22 protein-coding genes are annotated in these 21,397 nt (G+C 68.9%); 10 read left to right on the forward strand and 12 right to left on the reverse strand.

Going from position 1 to position 21,397, the window contains the following annotated elements:
* The first annotated feature begins 19 nt into the window (after positions 1-19).
* From ACH413_RS44840 to ACH413_RS44870, 7 genes are all read left to right on the forward strand, one after another.
* Complete coding sequence (locus ACH413_RS44840; protein WP_360048057.1) at positions 20-871, forward strand: MerR family transcriptional regulator; 852 nt, start codon at positions 20-22, stop codon at positions 869-871.
* Positions 855-1,646, forward strand: coding sequence for a hypothetical protein (locus tag ACH413_RS44845; protein WP_360048056.1), 792 nt, complete (start codon positions 855-857; stop codon positions 1,644-1,646). Before ACH413_RS44840 ends, ACH413_RS44845 begins: the two co-directional genes overlap by 17 nt.
* Positions 1,618-2,151: a hypothetical protein gene (locus tag ACH413_RS44850; RefSeq protein WP_360048054.1), complete on the forward strand. Its 534-nt coding sequence runs from the start codon at positions 1,618-1,620 to the stop codon at positions 2,149-2,151. Before ACH413_RS44845 ends, ACH413_RS44850 begins: the two co-directional genes overlap by 29 nt.
* Positions 2,148-3,302, forward strand: coding sequence for a YcaO-like family protein (locus ACH413_RS44855; RefSeq protein WP_360048052.1), 1,155 nt, complete (start codon positions 2,148-2,150; stop codon positions 3,300-3,302). The genes ACH413_RS44850 and ACH413_RS44855 overlap by 4 nt, the downstream gene beginning before the upstream one ends.
* A 5-nt stretch (positions 3,303-3,307) precedes the next feature.
* A complete protein-coding gene (locus tag ACH413_RS44860; protein ID WP_360048051.1) occupies positions 3,308-3,961 on the forward strand; it encodes a nitroreductase family protein in 654 nt (217 codons plus the stop codon).
* Between the two features lie 84 nt (positions 3,962-4,045).
* Positions 4,046-4,516: a phospholipase gene (locus tag ACH413_RS44865; RefSeq protein ID WP_360048049.1), complete on the forward strand. Its 471-nt coding sequence runs from the start codon at positions 4,046-4,048 to the stop codon at positions 4,514-4,516.
* 116 nt (positions 4,517-4,632) lie between these two features.
* Positions 4,633-5,136, forward strand: coding sequence for a hypothetical protein (locus tag ACH413_RS44870; RefSeq protein WP_360048047.1), 504 nt, complete (start codon positions 4,633-4,635; stop codon positions 5,134-5,136).
* Here the strand turns inward: ACH413_RS44870 and ACH413_RS44875 are convergent.
* Positions 5,133-7,517, reverse strand: coding sequence for a DNA translocase FtsK 4TM domain-containing protein (locus ACH413_RS44875; protein ID WP_360048046.1), 2,385 nt, complete (start codon positions 7,515-7,517; stop codon positions 5,133-5,135). The genes ACH413_RS44870 and ACH413_RS44875 overlap by 4 nt on opposite strands.
* Before the next feature lie 118 nt (positions 7,518-7,635).
* Between ACH413_RS44875 and ACH413_RS44880 the strand changes: the two genes are divergently transcribed.
* Positions 7,636-8,409, forward strand: coding sequence for a lysophospholipid acyltransferase family protein (locus ACH413_RS44880; RefSeq protein ID WP_396426033.1), 774 nt, complete (start codon positions 7,636-7,638; stop codon positions 8,407-8,409).
* On the opposite strand, the gene ACH413_RS44885 is transcribed toward ACH413_RS44880, so the two are convergent.
* Together ACH413_RS44885 and ACH413_RS44890 are read right to left on the reverse strand one after the other, a co-directional pair.
* The gene (locus ACH413_RS44885; RefSeq protein ID WP_360048045.1) at positions 8,306-8,986 is read right to left on the reverse strand and encodes a hypothetical protein; all 681 of its coding nucleotides are present in this window, start codon (positions 8,984-8,986) and stop codon (positions 8,306-8,308) included. The two genes, ACH413_RS44880 and ACH413_RS44885, sit on opposite strands and share 104 nt — an antisense overlap.
* A 48-nt stretch (positions 8,987-9,034) precedes the next feature.
* The gene (locus ACH413_RS44890; protein ID WP_360048043.1) at positions 9,035-11,806 is read right to left on the reverse strand and encodes a BTAD domain-containing putative transcriptional regulator; all 2,772 of its coding nucleotides are present in this window, start codon (positions 11,804-11,806) and stop codon (positions 9,035-9,037) included.
* 137 nt (positions 11,807-11,943) lie between these two features.
* Between ACH413_RS44890 and ACH413_RS44895 the strand changes: the two genes are divergently transcribed.
* Positions 11,944-12,558, forward strand: a complete 615-nt coding sequence (locus ACH413_RS44895) for a class I SAM-dependent methyltransferase (protein ID WP_360048042.1) — start codon at positions 11,944-11,946, stop codon at positions 12,556-12,558.
* Here the strand turns inward: ACH413_RS44895 and ACH413_RS44900 are convergent.
* Positions 12,555-12,974: a MarR family transcriptional regulator gene (locus tag ACH413_RS44900; RefSeq protein ID WP_360048041.1), complete on the reverse strand. Its 420-nt coding sequence runs from the start codon at positions 12,972-12,974 to the stop codon at positions 12,555-12,557. The two genes, ACH413_RS44895 and ACH413_RS44900, sit on opposite strands and share 4 nt — an antisense overlap.
* A 57-nt stretch (positions 12,975-13,031) precedes the next feature.
* Here ACH413_RS44900 and ACH413_RS44905 point away from each other — a divergent pair, with 57 nt between their 5' ends.
* Positions 13,032-13,712: an SDR family NAD(P)-dependent oxidoreductase gene (locus ACH413_RS44905; protein WP_360048039.1), complete on the forward strand. Its 681-nt coding sequence runs from the start codon at positions 13,032-13,034 to the stop codon at positions 13,710-13,712.
* Here ACH413_RS44905 and ACH413_RS44910 read toward each other — a convergent pair.
* The 8 genes from ACH413_RS44910 to ACH413_RS44945 all read right to left on the reverse strand — a co-directional run bounded on the left by ACH413_RS44910 (position 13,701) and on the right by ACH413_RS44945 (position 21,394).
* Entirely contained in the window at positions 13,701-14,702 is a 1,002-nt protein-coding gene (locus tag ACH413_RS44910) for a hypothetical protein (protein ID WP_360048037.1), read from the reverse strand. The two genes, ACH413_RS44905 and ACH413_RS44910, sit on opposite strands and share 12 nt — an antisense overlap.
* Positions 14,703-14,952: 250 nt before the next feature.
* A complete protein-coding gene (atpB, locus tag ACH413_RS44915) occupies positions 14,953-15,756 on the reverse strand; it encodes a F0F1 ATP synthase subunit A (RefSeq protein ID WP_360048036.1) in 804 nt (267 codons plus the stop codon).
* 77 nt (positions 15,757-15,833) lie between these two features.
* Positions 15,834-17,513, reverse strand: coding sequence for a ribonuclease J (locus ACH413_RS44920; RefSeq protein WP_396426036.1), 1,680 nt, complete (start codon positions 17,511-17,513; stop codon positions 15,834-15,836).
* A complete protein-coding gene (gene dapA / locus ACH413_RS44925) occupies positions 17,510-18,406 on the reverse strand; it encodes a 4-hydroxy-tetrahydrodipicolinate synthase (RefSeq protein ID WP_360048035.1) in 897 nt (298 codons plus the stop codon). The genes ACH413_RS44920 and dapA overlap by 4 nt, the downstream gene beginning before the upstream one ends.
* A gap of 19 nt (positions 18,407-18,425) precedes the next feature.
* Positions 18,426-19,037 (reverse strand): TIGR03085 family metal-binding protein, encoded by a 612-nt coding sequence (locus ACH413_RS44930; protein WP_319977417.1) that lies wholly within the window; start codon positions 19,035-19,037, stop codon positions 18,426-18,428.
* Between the two features lie 25 nt (positions 19,038-19,062).
* Positions 19,063-19,476, reverse strand: a complete 414-nt coding sequence (locus ACH413_RS44935) for a hypothetical protein (RefSeq protein WP_360048034.1) — start codon at positions 19,474-19,476, stop codon at positions 19,063-19,065.
* A gap of 2 nt (positions 19,477-19,478) precedes the next feature.
* Positions 19,479-20,921, reverse strand: a complete 1,443-nt coding sequence (locus ACH413_RS44940) for a protein kinase (RefSeq protein ID WP_360048032.1) — start codon at positions 20,919-20,921, stop codon at positions 19,479-19,481.
* A gap of 71 nt (positions 20,922-20,992) precedes the next feature.
* Entirely contained in the window at positions 20,993-21,394 is a 402-nt protein-coding gene (locus tag ACH413_RS44945; RefSeq protein WP_093597593.1) for an ACT domain-containing protein, read from the reverse strand.
* Positions 21,395-21,397: the final 3 nt, after the last annotated feature.

Consider the following 21,397-nt stretch of genomic DNA (forward strand, 5'->3'; position numbering starts at 1 on the left):
GCGCACCAGGATCTGGGGCGTGCCCGAATCGCTGACCGTCGACGAGCTCGCTGCCCGGATCGGCCTGCCCAGCAGCACCATTCGCATGTACCAGACGAAGGGTGTGCTGCACGCGCCGAGACGGCAGGGACGCGTGGCGTACTACGACGCCTCGCACGTCGAGCGGTTGACGTTGGTCCAGCGGTTGCAGCAGCGGGGGTTCTCGCTGCCCGCGATCGCGGAACTGATCACGGCACGCGAGAAGGGCGAGTCGGTCGCCGCGGTCCTCGGCTTCAGCGAGGCCGAGGGGCCCGACGACTGGGTTCGGATCAAGGTGCGCGACATCAAGCACCTGATTCCGACCGGAGACGTCCAACCGCGACTCCTCCTCCGGGCTATGCGGTTGGGCTTGGTGCGGTGGAAGTACGGCTGGCCGCACACGCGTCGCTGGGCACTCGAAGCGGGCGGCAGGCTTGCCGGCCTCAGGGTGCCCAGCGATGACGTCATGGACAGCTTCACGCGCCTGCGCACGGCGACCGACGCGGTGGCGGCGGACTTCGTGCGGTTGTTCGAACGGCAGTTCTGGCCTGAGCTCGCGCGCAAGGCCGGTGACGAGAACCAGCTCGAGAACGTGCGGGCGTTGCTGGTCGAGCTGACCTACACGGCGGAGACCGCGGTGGTGGGGACGCTGCGGGAGTCGATCCGGGACGCGGCCGAGGAGTTCGCGTCGCGGCACGGGTTGTTGCCCAGCGACGACTACCAGCCGGCGTGGGCGGAGCAGCCGTTGCCGCCGATCGCCGAGAACCTCATGGATCCGGCGGGAGATCTGCCGAGCGAGCAGGAGATCGAGTGCTTCCTGGCGAGGGGGGACGAGGATGAGCCTGGTCGCTGATCCCGCCTGGCACGCGCAGGTGAGGGACGAAGGCCTTGTCGTATATGCGGGTGCGGATCTCGCGTACCTGATTCCGGACCTGCCCAGGGCGGTGGCCGTGGCGCTGGCAGGACTGTTCGAGCCAGTTTTGAGGGGAGTGGCTCGAACGGTCGACGAAAGCCGGTTGGGGGAACCGGTTCGCCGGCACGTGGCCCAGCTGAGGACCCTGGGCGCTCTCCGCCCGGCCGGGTTGCCGAACGACGACGCGAAGCCGATGGGGGTCGGCACGCGCGTCGTCGGGATGGCACCCGCCGGGCTGGTAGAGCGGTTGCCGCACAACGAGAATCCGGACCTTCTGCTCGTCGTGCGGACGACCGGCACGTTGGTCGACCTGATCGAGGTGGCGCGCGAAACGACGGTCCCGCACCTGTTGCTGGACCTCGCGTACCACCACACCGCCGCCGTCGGGCCCTTCGTGGTGCCCGGTGCCGGCGCGTGCCTGGCGTGCCTCGCGGTGCGGGCGGGGCGGCGGTGGGGGGATCCGCCGCCTCCCCCACTGCCGGGAGCCCTCCGGCACGACTTCCCGATCTCCCTCGCCCTGCAGGCGATTCAGAACATCCGCGGTGGCTCGCTGGCCCTGCTGGACGCGGTCGTCACCGTCAACCTCGACGAGTTCACGACCACGCGCGAGAGCGTGCTGCCCGCCGCCGACTGCGAGATCTGCCCGAAGGTCCAGTTCGGGCGCGTGTCACTTCCTTGGGGGAACCATGAACGCGACGGCAGTCCGGTTACCTGACCAGTTCTCACCGGGTGCGGCCGCCGCCAACGCCGCGACGCCCACCTGTTGCTGTTGTTGTTGCTGTTGCGCGGTTTCCTCGGTCGGCGCGGCCGTGCACATCCCGGAAGCCCTGTACCAGGACACCAAAGAGCTCCCTCAGCCGCGCAGCGCGCTCGTGCTGCCCGCCGCGATCTTCCCGTTGCTCGTCGTCGTGCTGCCGTTCGTCACGCTGGGCGCGGTCTTCGACCTGCACTGGGGCTGGTGGCTCGGGGGCTTCGCGGCCGCGCTGGGGTGGGCAGGCGCCGCGGGGTTCCTCGCCCGGTCGCCGAAGCCGTGGATGAGCCTGGTCCGGCTGCTCGGCTGGGCGGCGCTGTGGGTCGTCGAGCCGTTCATCGTGTTGTACGCGCTAGGACCGCTCGCCACCCTCGGCGAAGGAGCCGTGTGGGTCGTCGGCGTGCTCTACATCGGCGGCGCACTGGCGCTGGGTTACTGGATCTTCCGGCACTACCGGGGGAAGCGGTGAAGACCGTCGCGGAGGCGCTGATCGAGCGCGCGGTCGGCTGGCGGCAGGGTGTGGTGTCGCAGCTGCACCCGGTGCCGCACAGTCTGTCCGATGTGGACGTCGAGGGCTGGGCCGCGGTGCCCGAGCCGTTCGCCACCGGCGGCACTTCCGGTGGCACGTCGAAGGTCGCGGCGGTGGCCGAGGCGCTGGAACGGCACGCGGCCGCACGGGCGCCGCTGGAGATCGCCACGGACGGCGAGTGCTGGCCGTTGGAACACTTCAGCCTGCACACGGTCGAGCAGCGCGTGGCCCCGAACTACCGCTACCGCAAGGGATACGTCGACACGCCGTACACACGGGCGTGGACGTTGCCCGGCAACGAACCGATCCGCGTACCCGCCGGTCTCGTCGGCCTGGACGCCTCGTACGGACTGCCCGCGACGTCGTCGGGGCTCGCGGCCGGTCCGTCGACGACCAGCGCGTTGCTGCGAGCGTTGCAGGAACTCGTCGAGCGCGACGCGTTCACCACGACCTGGCTGCATTCCCTCGCACCGCAACGGTTCGCCGCCGACCTGCCGCACGGCGCGATGGCGTTCGACCTCACGCCCGCCTACAGCCCGCACCCGGTGGTCGCCGTCGCGGGCTCGCTGCCGATCGCGGGCAAACCCCGGCCGACGCTGGGACTCGCCTGCCGCGCGACCGTGGCGGAAGCGGTGCGCAAGGCCTACGAGGAGTGGATCCAGGGCACGGTCTTCATCGAGGTCTGGCTGGCGCGCAACGGCGACCAGCCGATCGACGAGGTCACCGACTTCGACGAGCACGCCGTCTACTACGCCACGCACCCGTCGAAGTGGGACGCGCTGCCGTGGTTCGGCGGCTTCGAGACGGACCCTCCGCGCGACGCCGAAGCCCGTGGCACCAGCGAGGAACTGACCGAACTCGTGCACGCCCTCGACCGCGCGGACATCCGCCTCGCCTACCGCGAGCTCACCACGCCGGAGCTGTCGGCCGTCGGACTGCACTGCGTCCGCGTCCTGTCCCCCGACCTCGCGCCGCTGCACTCGGACCACCGCTGGCCGCACCTCGGCGGCCGCGCCCGTGAGCTCAACTGGCGCTACCCGCACGCCTCACCGGGCGTGTTCCCCAATCCCGCACCGCATCCGCTGGGGTGACGCCGATGTTCGACGACTTCTGGGCCGCGAGCCGGTTCTCGCCGCTGCACCAGCGCAGGCTCGGCGACCGGCTGCGCGACTTCCGGCCGCAGCCGGCGTTGATCGACCCGCTGGAACTGCCGTCACCGCCCGTTCCGCTGCCCCGTCCGCACGACCGGTTGCAGAAGCTGTTCCAGGCGCGCAGAAGCACGCGGGAGTTCGCGCCGAAACCGTTGACGGACAAGCAACTCGGCACCGTCCTGGGCGCACTGTCGGACAACAGCGTCCCGTCCGCGGGTGGGCTGCATCCGTTGCGTTGCTACGCGTTCTTCGACGGACGCGCGGTCCGCTACGACATCGCACGCCACGCGTTGCAGGACATCGGCCCGGCACCGGAGAACCTGGCCGAGATCCTCGGTACGCCCGAGGTGCCCCCGCTGACGATCGTCCTGGTGTTAACGGACAAAGACTCGTTCGAGAAGTACGGCGAACGCGCGGGACGCTTCGGCTTGATCGAAGCAGGTGCCGCGGCGCAGACCATCTGCCTCCGTTTGGCGGAGCAGAAACTGGGCGGCTATCTGCTCGGCGGAGTAGCGGACAACGAAATGCTGCACTCCCTGGGACTGCCCCGCGAACTCCGCGTGGCCACCGCGATCGCGTGCGGACACATGATCACCTGACGTTCATCAGATCGTGTCTACCAAGGACAGTCGATCACCCGCTACAACTTGGCGAGACCCTGCTCACACTCCGAGGAGCTCGCCATGTCGACGAAGACCCTGCGCTCCGCCTTCGTGGGTGTCGCCGCCTCCATCGCCCTGATCTTCACGAGTGCCCCCGCGCACGCCGTGGACATCGTCGCGGTGACCGACGACTACCTGTTCTCGAAGACCATCAGCCAGTTCACAACATTGCGCGCGCAGCAGCCCTACGCGGGCCAGCTCGACTGGTCGTCCGACGGCTGTTCGTACTCGCCGGACAACCCCTTCGGCTTCAAGTTCCTGCCGACCTGCGAGCGTCACGACTTCGGCTACCGCAACTACAAGCGGCAGGGCCGGTGGAACGAGACGAACCGCCTGCGCATCGACAACAACTTCAAGTCCGACATGTACAAGCAGTGCGGCAGCAACTGGGCGTGCAAGCGCACCGCCGACCTGTACTACGCCGCGGTGCGCGAGTTCGGTGGCAGCGCGAGCTCCACGGCCACGAGCATCCAGAAGGCCGGCCTGAAGTAGTCACCGGATCGTGAACGACCGCCTTGATCTCGCCGGACGCGACAAGGCGGTCCTTCCGGCCTGTGGCTTCCGAACAGGTTGACAGCACACGCGATCATTCGTTCATGCCAGGAGTCATGAGCGCTTTGGTCACCGCCAGCGCAGCCATCTTCGGCGTGCTGGTCGGGGCGGGCCTCCAGTTCTTCCAAGCCAGACGCATTCACCTGTGGCAGCAACAGACAGCCGACCGCACCGAACTGCGCACGGCCGGCGCCGACTACCTGACGGCGACGTTGCAACTGGCCCAGTTCCTGACGCGGGCCGGACAACAGCGGACGTCGTCAGGCGAGAAGCCGGACGTCGACGCGATCCACGACCTCGTACGACTGGCGACCGAGGCCAGGACCCAGCTGGACCTGGTGGGCGGTGAAGCCGTGTTCGCGGCGACCAAGCGCTACCACTGGGAGCTGGTCGACATCGCGGCCGCCGTGGAGAAGGGACAACCGACGACCGACAGCGACGTCGGCGTCATGACCGCTGATCTCCGGCGTGCCCTGATGAACCAGATCCGCAAGGACCTGGGACGGCCACCGGTCCTCCAGCGTTGGCCCGACCGGGGCGAGAAGACTCCCCTGCACTAGTCCTCGTCGTCGGCGGGGCCGCCTCCGCGCATCAGGTAGACCGTGTTCTCGAGCTCGTCCGGCTTGATCAGCACCTCGCGCGCCTTCGAGCCCTCGGACGGTCCGACCACACCGCGGGTCTCCAGCAGGTCCATGAGGCGCCCCGCCTTCGCGAACCCGACGCGCAGCTTGCGTTGCAGCATCGACGTCGAGCCGAACTGCGACGTCACGATCAGCTCGGTCGCCTGCACCAGAAGCTCCAGGTCGTCGCCGATGTCGGCGTCGACCTCCTTCTTCTCCGCGGCCTTCTGCGCCGTGACGCCGTCGGTGTACTCGGGCTGCGCCTGGTTCTTGGTGAACTCGACGATCGACGAGATCTCCTCGTCGCCCACGAACGCGCCCTGGATGCGCACCGGCTTCGAGGCGCCCATCGGCAGGTACAGGGCGTCGCCCATGCCGATCAGCTTCTCGGCGCCCGGCTGGTCCAGGATGACCCGCGAGTCCGTCAGGGACGACGTCGCGAACGCCAGGCGAGACGGCACGTTCGTCTTGATCAGGCCGGTGACGACGTCGACGGACGGACGCTGCGTCGCCAGCACGAGGTGGATGCCGGCGGCACGGGCCTTCTGCGTGATGCGGACGATCGCGTCCTCGACGTCACGAGGTGCCGTCATCATCAGGTCGGCGAGCTCGTCGACGATCGCCATGATGTACGGGTACGGCCGGTAGACGCGCTCGGAGCCGGGCGGCGCGGTGATCTCGCCGGACTTCACCTTGCGGTTGAAGTCGTCGACGTGCCGCACCCGGTTGACCTGCATGTCCTGGTAGCGCTGCTCCATCTCCTCCACGAGCCACGCCAGCGCGGCCGCCGCCTTCTTCGGCTGCGTGATGATCGGCGTGATCAGGTGCGGGATGCCCTCGTACGGCGTCAGCTCGACCATCTTCGGGTCGATCAGGATCATCCGGACCTCGTCGGGCGTCGCCCTTGCCAGCAACGAGACCAGCATCGAGTTCACGAACGACGACTTACCGGAACCCGTCGAGCCCGCCACGAGCAAGTGCGGCATCTTCGTCAGGTTCGCGGTGACCATGTGGCCCTCGATGTCCTTGCCGAGGCCGATCACCATCGGGTGCGTGTCCTTGACCGTGGACGACGCGCGCAGCACGTCGCCCAGCCGCACCATCTCGCGGTCGCTGTTCGGGACCTCGATGCCCACGGCGGACTTGCCGGGGATCGGCGCCAGCAGGCGGACGTTGTCCGTCGCCACGGCGTACGCGATGTTCTTGGTCAGCGCGGTGATCTTCTCGACCTTCACGCCGGGGCCGAGCTCGACCTCGTAGCGCGTGACCGTCGGGCCGCGGGTGAAGCCGGTGACCTGGGCGTCGATCGAGAACTGGTCCAGCACGCCGGAGATCGCCTCGATCATGAGGTCGTTCGCCTTGCTGCGGGTCTTCGGCGCGTCGCCGTCCTTGAGCACGTCCGGCGGCGGCAGCTGGTACTCGCCCTCGACGGCGCGCACGGCCATCGCCGGAGCGGCGGCCTTCTTCTCCTTGACGGGCTTCGGCGCGGGCTCGGAAACAGGCTCGTCCAGCGGAAGCTCGGCCTGCACGTCCTCCTCGACGGGCTCGACGGCCTGACGACGACGGGACGGGCGGCGCAGGCGCACCGGCTTCGGTTCCTCGACCGGCTCTTCCTCGTCAGAAGGCTCGTCCGTGGACTTGGTGCCGGGGTGCAGCAGCGAGCGAATGCGTTCGGGCGCCTGGCGAATCGGCGTGTGCGTCACGACCAGCAGGCCGTACCCGAAGATCAGGAACAGCAACGGCCCGGCGACCCACGGCGTCAAACCCTGCGCCAGGAACCCACCGGCCAGATAGCCCAGGGCTCCACCGGCGTCGCGGCGTTCGATCGGGTCCATCGGCAGGCCGCCGATGAGGTGGAACATGCCGAGCACGCCGATCATCAGCAGCAACGAGCCGATGATCAGCCGCGGCCGCGCGTCGGGTTTGGGGTCGGTGCGCATCAGCGTGACGCCGATGCCGAGCAGCACGACCGGCACGATCACGGCCGGGAACCCGACGGAGCTGCGCACGGCGACGTCGACCCACTGCCCGACCGGTCCGCCTGCCTGCCACCACACGCCCGCGCCGGTGATGACCGCCAACGCGATCAGCAGCAGCCCCAGGCCGTCACGACGGTGTTCGGGATCGAGGTCCTTGCTACGGCTGACGGTGCGCACGAGACTGCCGACGCCACGGCCCAAAGCACCCCACACGGCACTGATGGCGCCGCCGCTCTTCTTGCGCGGTGCGGGCTTTCTGGACGCGGTGGATCGCGCCCGCGGCTTGGCTGGTGCTTTGCCGCGTGACGTGGTCTTTCTCGAAGTCCCTGTGCGCCCGGCCATGTGTACAAGGTAGTCCCTCGCGTCCCACCAGCCCCGTTAACGCCGGGAACGCGCGCGAATCCTCATGGTTCCCCGGTTCCGGCACGGTGTCGTTCCGACACGCCGTACGCTGCCCCGCGTGTCCACACCGCTTTTCTGGCGCGTGCTCATGGTGGTCGACCGGGGCCTGATCGCGCTGACTGGCAAGCTCGAGGTCTCGGGCGACATCCCGCCGGAACTTCTCGGCAAGCCGTTGCTGCTCGCCTCCAACCACATCGGCAACCTCGATCCGATGGTGCTCATCGCGGCCTGCCGCAAGATCGGCGTCAACCCGCGGTTCATGCTCGCGGGCGGTCTGCTCGACGCGCCGATCATGGGCCCGGCGCTGAAGGCGTGCGGTCACCTGCGCGTCGACCGGCGGTCGGCGAACGTGGGTGAGGCGATGCACCGGGCCGTCGCGGCGTTGCAGGAGGGCGGCGACCCGATCGCCGTCTACCCCGAGGGCAAGATCACGCTGGACCCCGGCATGTGGCCGGAGCGCGGCAAGACCGGCGTGGCCCGCATGGCGTTGGGCGGCGGCATTCCGGTCGTCCCCATCAGTCAGTGGGGCGCGCACGAGGCCGTGTACTGGGGCAACCTCAGCGTCGGCGGCTGGAAGGACCTCCTTCCGTACCTGACGTCCTGGCTGCGCGCGGTGCGCAAGCGGCCGACGTTCAAGGTCCACTTCGGCAAGCCCGTCGAGTTGACGGACCTGAACGCCGAGACGATGGGCGACGCCCGGCGCGCGCACGAGCGGATCATGACCGCGATCACCGAGGGCTTGGTGCCGTTGCGCCTCGACGAGCCGGACGTGCCGAAGTTCCACGACCCGACGCGTCCGACGACCGGCGCCTCGCCCTGGCGGCCCGCCTGATCGAGTAACCGATCACCGTGATCAGCATGAGCACCGGCATCGGGTTGCCGCGCCACAGGCTGATCGCGAAGTCGATCACCGGGATGACCAGCGCCGCGACGAACGTGAACGCGCTCGCCGTGGGCAGCTTGACCTTCGAGTCCGCCCACGGCGTGCGCCCCCACGGTTTCGCGACGCTGAGCCACGCCTGGAACGCGATCGCGCTGATCATGAGCGCGGTGCCGACCGGCATCCACGCGGTGACGTGCCCGTTCAGGGCCTCCTGCAGGTTGCCGCTCAGGATGAAGACGCCGATGTAGAGCTGGCTGATCGTGATCACGAACTTCGCGAGCACCCACCAGTGCCGGAAGTAGCCCCACGGTGTGGTCGCGCTGAGCATGAAGCCGCTGAACGCGCTGGTGTTGGCCATGATCGCGAGCACGCTGTGGTCGAGGTAGCGCGCCATCCTGAACGCGTTGAGGTCGCCCGACTTCATGCCGTAGAGCACCAGGGCGAGCAACGCCACGGCCTGGCTGAGCCAGCCCACCGACGTGACGACGTGCAGCCACACCAACAGGGTCCGAGCGCGCTTCTGCATGACATGTAGCTTGCCTACGCATCAGCGCGAGCACATCAGGGATGTCCCCTATCCCAGCTCGTGCAGCCGTGCCCGCACTTCGGGAGTGAGCGGGTGGTCGTAGTCCTCGTAGATCGTCAACGCTTCCAGCAGGTGCGTCCGCGCCACGTCCGGCTGACCGGCGCTCGTCTCCCCCAGGCCGTGCAACGCCTCCGCGAGACTCTTGCGGTCGCCGAGCACGCGCAGGAACGCGACCGCGTGCCGGAACGAGTCGCGCGCCTCGACGCGTTGTCCCAGCTTTGACTGAGCCCAGCCGATGCTCACCAGCGCCATGGCCTTGCCGTGGGGAGCGTCGTGCGAGTCCATCAGTTCGAACGCCGTCCGCGCCGACGCCAGCGACGCCTCGAACTGGCCAGCTGAACGCAGGTTGTCGCTCAGGAACAACCTCGTGCCGCCCTCGCCGAACCACGAACCGACCTCGGCGTGCCCGCGCAGGGCCTCGCCGAACCTTTCGACGGCGAGGTCGAACTGGCGCAGGCCGCCGTACGCCATGCCCAGGCCGGTCAGACTCCACGCGGCACCGGCGGCGTCGCCGATCTCGCGCCGGATCGCGAGCGCGCGGTCGAAGAGTTCCAGCGCGTCCGCGAATCGCTGACCGCGGAACGCCGAGAGTCCCTGGCCGTGCACCGCCCACGCGCGGGCGACCTGGTTGCCGTCACGGGCGGCGGTGCGTTCGGCCACGCGGTACGTGCGAGTCCACTCGTCCAGAGCACTCGACACGATGAAGTAGTTCCACAGCGCCACCGGGATCTGCCACGCCGCCGGCGAGTGGTGGTCCTCCGCGAGTCTCGCCACCGCCAGCAGGTTCGAGGATTCCGTGCGGCACCAGGTGAAGGCCTCGTCGTGCGACGTGAAGTCCTGAGTGGACAGCGGCGGCAGCAGGAACGCGGGGTGATCCGGCGGCGCGATGACGGTGCCGGCGGCGTTCGCGGTGTCGAAGTACCAGCCCAACAGTCGCTTCACGGCCTCGGCGCGGCCGTCCGACGACTCCTCGGTGGCGCTGAGTTCCGTGGCGTACAGGCGAAGCAGGTCGTGCAGCCGGAACCGGCCGCGCGCGACCTCCTCCAGCATGTGCCCGCCCGCCAGCACGTCCACCAGCGTCCGGGCCCGGGACACCGGCATGCCTGCCAGCGCGGCCACGGCGTTCAGGCTGATCTCGGCGCCGGGATGCAGGCCGATCAGCCGGAACATCCTGGCGGCGTCCGGTTTCAGCGCCAGGTACGACCACGAGAAGGCGGCGCGCACGGCCGTGTCCTCGTCGTCGCCCGTGGCCAGCACGTTCAACCTGTCGTGCTCGTCCGCGAGATCGCTCGCGAGATCGGCCAGCGTGAGATGCGGGCGCGTCACAACTCGTTCGGCCGCGATCCGCACCGCCAGCGGCAGATGCCCGCACAGTTCGACGAGCTTGGCCGCGGCGGCGGGTTCGGCGGCGACGCGGTCCGCGCCCACCGCGGACGTCAGCAGCGCCAGCCCCTCGTCACGCGTCAGGATCGACAACGTCAGCGAATGCGCGCCATCACGGGCAACGAGGCCGCCGAGGTGGTTGCGGGACGTCACGAGCACCATCGACGTCGACCGGCCCGGCAGCAGCGGACGGACCTGCTCGGCCAGCCGCGCGTTGTCGAGCAGCACCAGAACCCGTTTGCCCGCAAGGACACTGCGGTACAGGGCGGACTTCGCGGGCAGGTCCTCCGGGATGCGTTCGGACGGCACGCCGAGGCTCTGCAGCAGCTGGTGCAACGCGGCGGCGGGCTGCACGGGCGGTGCCGACGAGTCGAACCCGCGCAGGTCGACGTGCAGCTGGCCGTCCGGGAACCGCGACGCCACCTGGTGCGCGAACCGCACGGCCAGCGCGGTCTTGCCGACGCCGCCGGTGCCGGTGATCGCGACGAGCACCGGCGCGTGGTCGTGCGGAACGACCTCGGCGAGCTTCGCGAGCTCCTTCTCCCTGCCGGTGAAGTCGCGGATCTCGTGCGGCAGCTGGACCGGCACCAGCACGGGCGCGGCGGGTTCCGGCTGCGGGTCGTGCCGGCCGACGAGCACCTGTTCGTGCAGGTGGCGCAGCTCCGGACCGGGCTCGATGCCCAGTTCCTCGATCAGCAGCCGGCGCAGGTCCGTGTAGACGGCGAGCGCCTCCGCCTGCCTGCCGCCGCGGAACAACGCCGACATCAGCAGGCCGTGCAGCCTCTCGCGCAACGGATGCGCGCTGACCAGCGTCGTGAGCTCCGCCGCCACCTCGGCTTCACGCCCGACCGTCAGCATCAACCCCGCACGCTGCTCCACGGCCGTGAGTCGCATTTCGGCCAGGCGCGCGCGTTCCACCGCCGCGAACGGTCCCGGCACGCCGTCCAGAGCGAGTCCTCGCCACAGATCCAGCGCGGCGTCGAACGCCGTGATGGCCTCGGCGGGCCTGTCCCGCAGGCGCCCGGCCTCGTCCAGATGCGCGCGGAAAACAGCGGCGTCCGAACTACCGGACGGGAGTCTCAGCAAGTATCCAGCGTCTGTGGAGAGCAGCACGGAACTCGGCGCCCGCGACGCCCGGTCCGGTTCGAAGAGCCTGCGCAGCCCCGCGACGTAGGTGTGGATGCCGTTGTCGGCGCTGGCGGGTGGATCTTCGCCCCACACGGCGTCGATCAGCTCACTGCGCGACACGACGTGATTCGCGCGCAACGCGAGCACGGCGAGCACAGCTCTCTGCCGCGGCGGACCGAGCGTGAGCTCCTTGCCGTCCACCGTGGCCGCGAGCGCGCCCAGCAAGCTGACGCGCAACTCGTTCTGCACCCTGTGTCTCACTTCGTCGCTGTCCGCGTTCAGCTAGCAACCTACCGTCAGTTTTCGTCCAGAAGCCATCCAGAAGGCGTGCAGAGAGGTTCTCCACACTTCACTCAGGTGGATTGGGCCGAAATGAGGGGCGGGGAATGAACGCGGCCGAGGTCTTCGACACGCTCGGGCTGGAATACCAACGCGCTTGGTCGCACCAGCCCGCACTGCACGGCACTCTCGCCTGGTTCGCCGCGACCCAGCCCTCCGGCTCGCGCGTGCTGGACATCGGCTGCGGCACGGGCGTTCCCGTGGCGCGGACGCTGGCCAAGGCGGGCATGAGGGTCACCGGTCTCGACGTCTCCCCGGTGATGGTCGACATCGCGACCACCCAGGTCCCCGACGCCACGTTCCACAAGATCGACATCCGCGACTTCGAGTCACCTCCCGGTTCGTGGGACGTCATCTGCGCCGTCTTCTCGCTGCTGCAGATGACCCAGGCCGAGATCATCCAGACCCTCGGCCGCATCTCGACCTGGCTGCGGCCCGGCGGCCACTTCTTCCTCGCCACCGTCGCGGTCGACGTCGAACAGGTGACCCTGCCCTGGATGGGCCAGGAGATCGAGGTGTCGTCGTTCTCCGAGGAGAACTTCGAGGCGCACCTGGGCGAGGTCGGCCTGCGGGTCGTGCGGCGGAGCCGACCGGTCTTCACCCCGTCCTACCCCGGCGCCATGCCCGAGGAGTCGCTGCACCTGGTGTGCCAGCGCCCTTAGTTTCCGGCGATGTCCTGAACGACGTCCCAGAAATCACCTGACGCACGGGCGAACAGAGCCTTGCGAACCGCACGCGCGTGCGCTGGGCGGGCAACGGCGAGGGCGTTCCGGCCCTCATCGGTGGCGATGACCAGCACGCGCCTGCCCGTGCCGTCCTCGCGCCGCAGCAGCCCCCGCTCGGCCATCCTGGAGAGCTGACGTGAGAGGCGGGGACGCTTCCAGTCCAGCATCTCGCCGAGGTCCTGCTGGGGCATGCGCCCGTCGCCGTTCTCGATCACCCGCGAGAGCACCGCGAAGTCGGCCGCGGACAGCCCCGCCGCACCCTGGATCTCCTGCGCGACCGCGGCGAGCACCGCGTCGTTCGCTCGTTTCCAGGCGATCCACCGCGCCATCTCGGCGTCGCTCAGGTACGTCATGCCTCTCACACTACCTTCGAGTTGCCATGTAAACACACGCGAGCGCATGCTGTTTACATGACAACTCAGGTTCTGATCACCGGCGGCTCCGCGGGCATCGGGCTCGGCCTGGCGCGACGACACCTCGCCGCCGGACACCGCGTCCTCGTCACCGGCCGCACCCCGGCCCGTCTCGCCGCGGCGGCCGACCTGCTGCCCGGCGCGGAGACGTTCGTGAACGACATCGCCACTCCCGAGGGCCGCCTGCTCCTCGCCGAGCACGTCCGGCGGACCATGCCGGACCTGGACGTGCTGATCAACAACGCCGGCGTCCAGCGACGGGTGGGCATCGCCGAGGACCGGTCCGCCTGGGCCGAGGCGCAGCAGGAGATCGACATCCTGTTCGCCGCACCCGTCCACCTGGGACGGTTGCTCGTCCCGCTCATGCTCGCCCACGGCAGGCCCAGCACGCTGATCAACGTCACCTCGGGCGGCGCGTTCGTCCCGCAGTCGTTCGCGCCGCTCTACAGCGCGTCCAAAGCCGCGCTGCACAGCTACACCGTCACCCTGCGCCGCGCCCTGGAGTCCACCCCGATCCGGGTGGTGGAACTGATCCCACCGGCCGTGGCGACGGAACTCGCCGGGCCGAGCCAGGCACACGGCGCCGACCTGGACGAGTTCTGCGACACCGTCTTCCCGTTGCTGGACGGCTCCCGCGCCGAGGTCGGTTTCGGTCCGACCGCCGCCCTAGCCCAGTAGCGCCAGCATGCTCTTCGTGGCGCGCTCCGCGGCTTCCGGCGTGCGCCTGCCGAGGCCGCACGACGTCGCGATGTCCACAGGCCGCCCCAACGCTTCCTCCACGAGCCCACGCACGACCAGTTGGTCCTCATAGGACTGTTCCTCGTGCGCGATGCCCGCGATGACCCGCACACACGGCAGGAGCTTGCGCAACGGCGCGTAGAACTCCGGCTTGGTCGTCGGCGGCACGTCCCCACCGGACATCGGCAGGTGCACGAACTCCAGCGTCCGCCCCGCCGGCCAGCGCCGCACCAGCGCGTTCGCGAGCAGCACCAACGGATCGGTGTCCTTAAGCTGCTTCAACGCCTTGTGCCCCATGTCGCCGAGGCACAGGTGCACGCCGAACCGGCTGCCCTCGGGCGCGGACCGGACCTGCGCCGTCACGAACCGCGCCATCGTGTCGGCCATCAACGGCCGCAACGGCGCAGGTGCCGACAGGACCGCGATCAACGCGGCCGGCACCTCCAGCTGGAAGACAACGTTGTCGGACGCCGCACGGATGCGCGACAACTCCTCGGCCACCGCCCGCAGGAACGTCCGGCCGTGCCGGACCACCCCGGTGGGCCCGAAGGTGAACAACGCCAGGTCCAGGTAGCCGGGCACGCCGACCTGCAACGGCAGCGCCGCGCCGAGTTCGCCGAGCACCTCCAGCTCTTCGAGAGCGTGCTCGGCGAACCGCAGCGGAACGCCCTCCGGCCGCAGCCGGGCGCGCAGCGGCACCTTCAACCGGTCGACGTCGTCGTAGTCCGTCCAGTCGCCGCTGCGCACGGTCACGACCTGCGGCAACCGCTTCAGCTCCTTGACCACCGGCACGAACCACTGCGACCGCGGCCCGGTCTCCCCGCCGTGGACCCGGTCGAGGTGCTCGGCGATCTCGTCGAGTTCCCACGACAGGGCGGCCTTGGCGGTGGCGAACTGCGGCATGGTGCCGACGAAGTGGAGCTTGCGCATGATCGCCACAAGGCCGCCGGCCGCGTGCGTTATTCCATGCGGCGTCTCATTTGTGGGCCCGGCCGCACTAGCGCGCGAACCCTCGAAGCTCGACGGCACCACACCTGCGCGCACGTCGCCGTCCCGCACGGTCCACGCGGTCGCCTGCTGCCGTTCGTCGGTCAGCAGGAAGAACCCGACCGGCTGGTCTCCGGCGGAGTACAGGTCGTGGCGGTGCGCGGCCAGCCGCGCACGCCGACGTACGTCCCCATCAGTGCTGCTCGGCCAGCGCCCGGCCGATGAAGTGCGCCGACAGCAGAGCGAAGATGTAGGCCTGCAGGACCTGCACCAGCGCCTCCAGGAAGAACAGCGCGATGGCGAGCGCGAAGCCCAGCACCGACACCGGCTTGAGGTAGATCGGCGCGTTGAACAGCAGGAACTCGCTGCCGATCGTGAACACCAGGATCAGCAGGTGGCCCGCGAACATCGCCGCGAACACCCGGATCGCGAGGTTCACCGGGTCGAAGAAGAACTTGAGGATGACCTCGGTCGGGATCAGCAGGCCCCACAGCACCGGCTTCGGCACGCCGGGAATGATGAACTGGTTGCGCAGATAGCCCCTGAGCCCGAACTTCCTGATGCCCACGTAGTGGTAGAGCGGGAAGATGATCAGCAGCGCGACGGCCGCCGGGAACCCGCTGTGCGTGAACGTCGGGAACTGGATGAACGGAATCAACCCGTAGAGGTTGTTCACGAGCACGAAGCAAAAGATGCTGACGATCAGCGGCACGTACGGCGCGAATTCCTTCGCGCCTATCTGCTCACGCGCGATGGTGTTGCGGCCGAAGTCGTAGACCGACTCGGCGGCGAACTGCCAGCGCGACGGGATCAGCTTCATGCTCCTGGTGGTGACCAGGAAGAACGTCAGGATGATCGCCACCGACAGGACCAGCAGCGCCTGCGGTTTGGTGACGGAGAAGTCGAACGGCAGGCCCAGCGGCTCGTGCCAGGTGAAAATCGGTGGAAGCAGAATGTCTTCTTTGCCCGGAGGGCTGAAGACGTCATTACCGGCCATAGGGCGAACCCCCTCGTCCATGGTCTGGGACCAGACCTTATCGGACGAGGGGGACGCAGATCACAGCAGGGTCACGTTCACACCGGAATGACCGTGGGAACGATCATCGGACGGCGACGGTAGGTCTCCGCCACCCAACGGCCCACAACGCGCCGCACGGCCTGAGCGACCCGGTGCGTGTCGGCGATGCCCTCGGCCTCGGTGCGCGCCAGCTCCATCTCCACGAGCGGCACGACGGCCTCCAACGCCTTGGGGTCGTCGGAGAAGCCGCGGCCGGAGATCGTCGGGGCCGTCACGGCCCGCCCGGTCGTCTGGTCGATGGCGACCGAGATCGAGATGAAGCCGCCCTCGCCCAGCACCAGCCGGTCGGACAGCGTCGACTCGCCGACGTCGCCCACGGACAGGCCGTCGACGTACACGTGGCCGACGACGACACGGCCGGACACCGCCGCCTTGCCGTCGATCAGGTCCACGACGACGCCGTCCTCGGCGATCACGACGTGGTCCTCGGCGACGCCCGTGGCGACCGCAAGAGCCGCGTTCGCGCGGAGGTGGCGCCACTCGCCGTGCACCGGCATCACGTTGGACGGCCGCACGGCGTTGTAGAGGAACAGGAGTTCACCGGCCGGTGAGTGGCCGGAGACGTGCACCTTGGCGTTGCCCTGGTGCACGACGGTCGCGCCGAGCTTGGCGAGGCCGTTGACGACGTTGAAGACCGCGTTCTCGTTGCCGGGGATCAGCGACGACGCGAGGATCACCGTGTCGCCCTCGCGGATCGAGATCTGGCGGTGGTCGCCGCGGGCCATGCGGGACAGCGCCGACAGCGGCTCGCCCTGCGACCCGGTGGAGACGAAGATGACCTCGTCCTCCTCCATCCGCATCGCGACGTCGAGGTCGACGAACAGGCCGTCGGGCACGTTCAGGAAGCCCAGGTCGGACGCGATGCCCATGTTGCGGACCATCGACCGGCCGACGAACGCGATCTTGCGCTTGTACTGCACGGCGACGTCCAACACCTGCTGGACGCGGTGCACGTGCGAGGCGAAGCAGGCCACGATGACCCGCTGGTCCGCCTTGCGGATCACGTTCTCCAGCACGGGGCCGATCTCGCGCTCGGGCACCACGAAGCCGGGCACCTCGGCGTTGGTCGAGTCGACCAGGAAGAGGTCGACGCCCTCGTCGCCCAGGCGCGAGAAGCCCGCCAGGTCGGTCAGGCGACCGTCCAGGGGCAGCTGGTCGAGCTTGATGTCACCGGTGTGCAGCACCAGACCCGCGGCGGTGCGGATGGCCACGGCCAGCGCGTCCGGGATGGAGTGGTTGACGGCGAAGAACTCGAGCTCGAACGGCCCGTACGAGCGCCGCTCCCCCTCCTTGACCTCCACGAGCCGCGGGGTCTGGCGGTGCTCACGGCACTTGGCGGCGAGCAGCGCCAGCGTGAAGCGCGAACCCACGACCTGCACGTCGGGGCGCAGCTTCAGCAGGAACGGGACCGCGCCGATGTGGTCCTCGTGGCCGTGCGTCAGGACGACGGCATCGATGTCGTCGAGCCGGTCCTCGATGGCGCGGAAGTCGGGCAGGATCAGGTCCACGCCCGGTTGGTCGTCTTCGGGGAAAAGAACGCCGCAGTCGACCACGAGCAGCCTTCCGGCATGCTCGAAGACGGTCATGTTGCGGCCGATCTCGCCAATTCCGCCGAGTGCGACGACGCGGAGGCCGCCTTCCGGCAGTGCGGGCGGTAGTTCGGTCGATTGGGTCACGCGTTGACTCCCAGTTCGGCCGCGATGGCCTCGATGTCCTCGGCTGCGGCAGGCACCAGCGGCAGACGGGGCTCACCCACGTCCAGTCCGCGCAGGCGCAGCGCAGCCTTCGTGTACGTCACGCCGGGAACCCGGCGGAATGGTCGCAGCAACGGCAGCAGCGACTCGTGGATTTCTTTTGCCCGGACCACGTTTCCGGATTCATACGCATCAATGAGATCCCGCAGGCGATCCGCCGCGAGGTGGCCGATGACACTCACGAACCCGACGGCGCCCACGGACAGCCACGGCAGGTTCAGCGGGTCGTCGCCCGAGTAGTAGGCGAGGTCGGTGCTCGCGATCACCCTGCTGCCCGCGTGCAGGTCGCCCTTGGCGTCCTTCACGGCCAGGATCCGCGGGTGTTCCGCCAGGCGCAGGAGCGTGTCGACCTCGATCGGCACGACCGCGCGCGGCGGGATGTCGTAGAGCATCACCGGCAGCTCGGAAGCGTCGGCGATGGCGGTGAAGTGCGCCAGCAGGCCTTCCTGCGGCGGCCTGGAGTAGTACGGCGTTACGACCAGCACGCCGTGCGCGCCGGCCTTCGCGGCCTGCTGCACCAGGTGCACGCTGTGCGCGGTGTCGTAAGTGCCCGCACCGGCGACCACGGTCGCACGGTCGCCCACTGCTTCGACGACGGCCGTGAGCAGCGCGGCCTTCTCCCGATCGGTCGTCGTCGGGCTCTCGCCGGTCGTGCCGTTCACGACCAGACCGTCGTTGCCCAGGTCCACCAGGTGTTTCGCCAGTTCCTGCGCCTTGGGGAGATCGACCTCGCCGCGCGAGTCGAAAGGCGTGACCATAGCGGTGAGAACGCGGCCGAACGGGCGGTCCGGCCCTGCGTACGGGCTTCCTGGCATGCGCAGAAACTACCCGAGTTCACACACTTCGGTTCAACGACCGCACCCGTTGCACCGCGTCGGCGTCACCGCTGTATTCCACGCGGGCCTCGTCGCGCCCGAACGCGAGCATCACGAGCTCGGACACCTCACCGGTGATCACCACTCCGTTCGCGCCCTGCTTGGCGACGATGTGCTCACCATCAGGCCGTACGAGCGTCACGCCCACGGGCGACGACTTGTACGTCATGCGCGCGGTGAACGGCAGCAGCTTCCACAGGACCTTTTCGCGACGCTCGTCGTACGGCCGCGGCTCCCAGTCCGTCTGCGCACGCCGCACGTCCTCGTGGTGCACGAAGTACTCGCCCGTGTTCATCAGGTCGTCGACCGGCTGGATCCAGAACGGCGGCGTGCGCACCAGGTCGAGGAGTTCGCTCCACGCCTTGTGCGTGTAGTCCTCCTGGACCTTCTCCGTCCACTTCGCGAAGACCGGCAGCACGATGCCGGGCGCGGTGTCCGGGCGGCGCTCGCGGATCGCGAGGTGCGCGGCCAGGTCCTTGGTCAGCCAAGTGCCGCACAGGGTCGGCGCGTCCGGGCCGAGCTCGGTCATCAGGTCGACGAGCGCTTTGCGTTCGTCACGGGCGAGGCTCACGTCCCCATTGCACCACAGCCGGCGATCAGGCCTCGTTCGGCTTGTAGCAGCTCTTGAAACCGTCGGGCTTGGACGAGTTGTCGGCCAGCAGCTTGACCACCTGGTCGCGCTTCAGGTTCTCGGGGTAACCGGGCCAGTCCGGTTCCTGCCCGTTGACGTGCAGCTCGTCCAGCCAGTAGCCGGACTGCCCGGAGGTCTTGGCCATCTCGAGGTCGCAGCCCTTCACGCGCACCATCACCTCGATGGTCTTCTCCGAGGACTTGATCGTGCGCTTGCCGACCTTCTTGACCTTCTTCGCGGTTTCCGTGCTGGGCTCGCCGGGGTTGCTGAACCCGGCGGCCTTGAGCTCGGCGACGAACTTGTCCTCGTTGCTGGCGCACGCGCTGAGGGCGGCGACACTGCCGAGAACCAACAAGGCGGAGATGATCCGTCTTTTCACTTTCAGTTGTCCTTCTTCGCGCTGATCGAGCCGTCGAGTTTGGTGCTGTCCTTGGCACTGGCGAGGCACCAGATCTTGCGCTCGGCGTTGCCGCTCTTGTCCTTGGTCCACGAGCTCTCACTCGGGACGAGCGTGGTCAGCTTGAGCTTCGATCCGTCCTTGACCCACTGCGAGTTCAGCGTCATCTCGCAGCGTGCCACGCCGAGGCTCTTCAGGGAGTCGACTCCGGGATATGCGGCGTCGGGAAGGTTCGACTGGACGGGCAGCGTGTCGATCACGTCGAACACCTCGAAGTCGTGCGGCTTGTCGCACTCCTCGCGGCTGTCGGAGTTGAGCAGCTTGGCCGGGGCGACCTCGCCCATGCCGCACGTGTTCTCGTAGAGACCGAACACCGGGATCTCGGCGCCCTCGCCGTACGTGAGCGCTGCGCTGGCACCGCTCGCACCAGGCGTCGTGAACGCCTTGTGCACGTAGATGCCGCCCGTGAACGCCGCCGCCGCGATGACGACCGCGCCGACCAACGCGAAGATGCGGTTTCGCTTCTTCTTCGCCGGGTCCACGGCGGGCGCCTGCTGGTACTGCTGGGTCTGCACCGGCGCGATCCCGGTGGGCGGCGTCGGCTGGTTGCCGATGCTGGAGAGCATCGCGCGAGCCTGCGGGCCGGACAGCCGGGCGTTCGGGTCGGCGATCAGCAGACCGGTGATGACGGCGCTCAGCACGCCCGTCGCCCGGGTCAGCCGCGGCGTCTCGCTCATGATCGCGTGCAGCGTCGAGGCCGTGGAGGAGCGCTCGAACGGGCTCCAGCCCTCGACGGCGTAGCAGAGGGTCGCGCCCAGGGCCCACAGGTCGGACGCGGGGCCGGCCTCGTGGCCGTGGATGCGTTCCGGCGCCATGTACGCGGGCGAGCCGATGAGGCTGCCGCTGGTGGTCAGGCGCGGGTCGTCGACGGCCTGGGCGATGCCGAAGTCGGTGAGCTTGAGCTTGCCGTCCGGCCGCACCATCAGGTTGCCGGGCTTCACGTCGCGGTGCACGATCCCGGACTGGTGCGCGGTTTCGAGCGCCGACAACGCCTGCAGCGCGATCGACACGACCTGGTTCTGCGGCATCGGTCCGTGCGTGCTGATCAACGTCGACAGCGTCGCCGCGTCGACCAGCTCCATGATGATGTAGGTCAGGCCGTTCTCGTTGATCGCGTCGTAGACCGTCACGACGGCGGGGTCGTTGAGCTTGCCGGCGGTGCGCGCCTCACGCAGAGCGCGCTCTTCCAGCACACGGCGTTCCTCGTGCGCGATGCCGTCCGGCAGGTGCAGTTCCTTGATCGCGACGAAGCGTCCGATGTGACGGTCCTGGGCGCGCCAGACGATGCCCATGCCGCCACGGCCGAGCTCCGCGATCAGGGCGTACCTGCCCGCGATGACGCGTGGTTCGACAGCCTGTCCGTGCAACGTGCGCTCCTACTGCCTCGGAACCGGGGGCGTTGACGGTACTTCAGACCCGCCTAATGGAGGATCGGTTCCTAAGCTTCCGGCGCTACAACCAGTTCGTGACCTGCGGCACGCAAGGCGAGCACCGCACGTCCCAGATCTGTGTGCTTCACCAACAGGTGGTCCGTGTCGTAAGTGGACAACGCGAACAGCGAGACGCCCGCCGCGGCCAGTTCACCCGCCAGAGCAGCCATGATGCCGGTGAGCGTGAACTCCAGCGGCCCGCGCACGGTGAGCAGCCGCCAGCCCTTCTCCGTCGTGTCACCGTCCACAGCGAACGAAGCCGGCGCGATGATCGACAACTCGGCCGGGGTCCTGGTCACGGACACCAGGACGTCGGTGAGGTCGAGCAGCCCGGCGGGGACGGGAGCGTCCGCTGCCAGGCGGGTGACCGCGTATTCGCCGGGCCGGACGTCCACGATGAGCCGCTTCATGGC

It is taken from the genome of Lentzea sp. NPDC020367, assembly GCF_044387305.1.
In the GTDB taxonomy this organism is placed as follows: Bacteria; Actinomycetota; Actinomycetes; order Mycobacteriales; family Pseudonocardiaceae; genus Lentzea.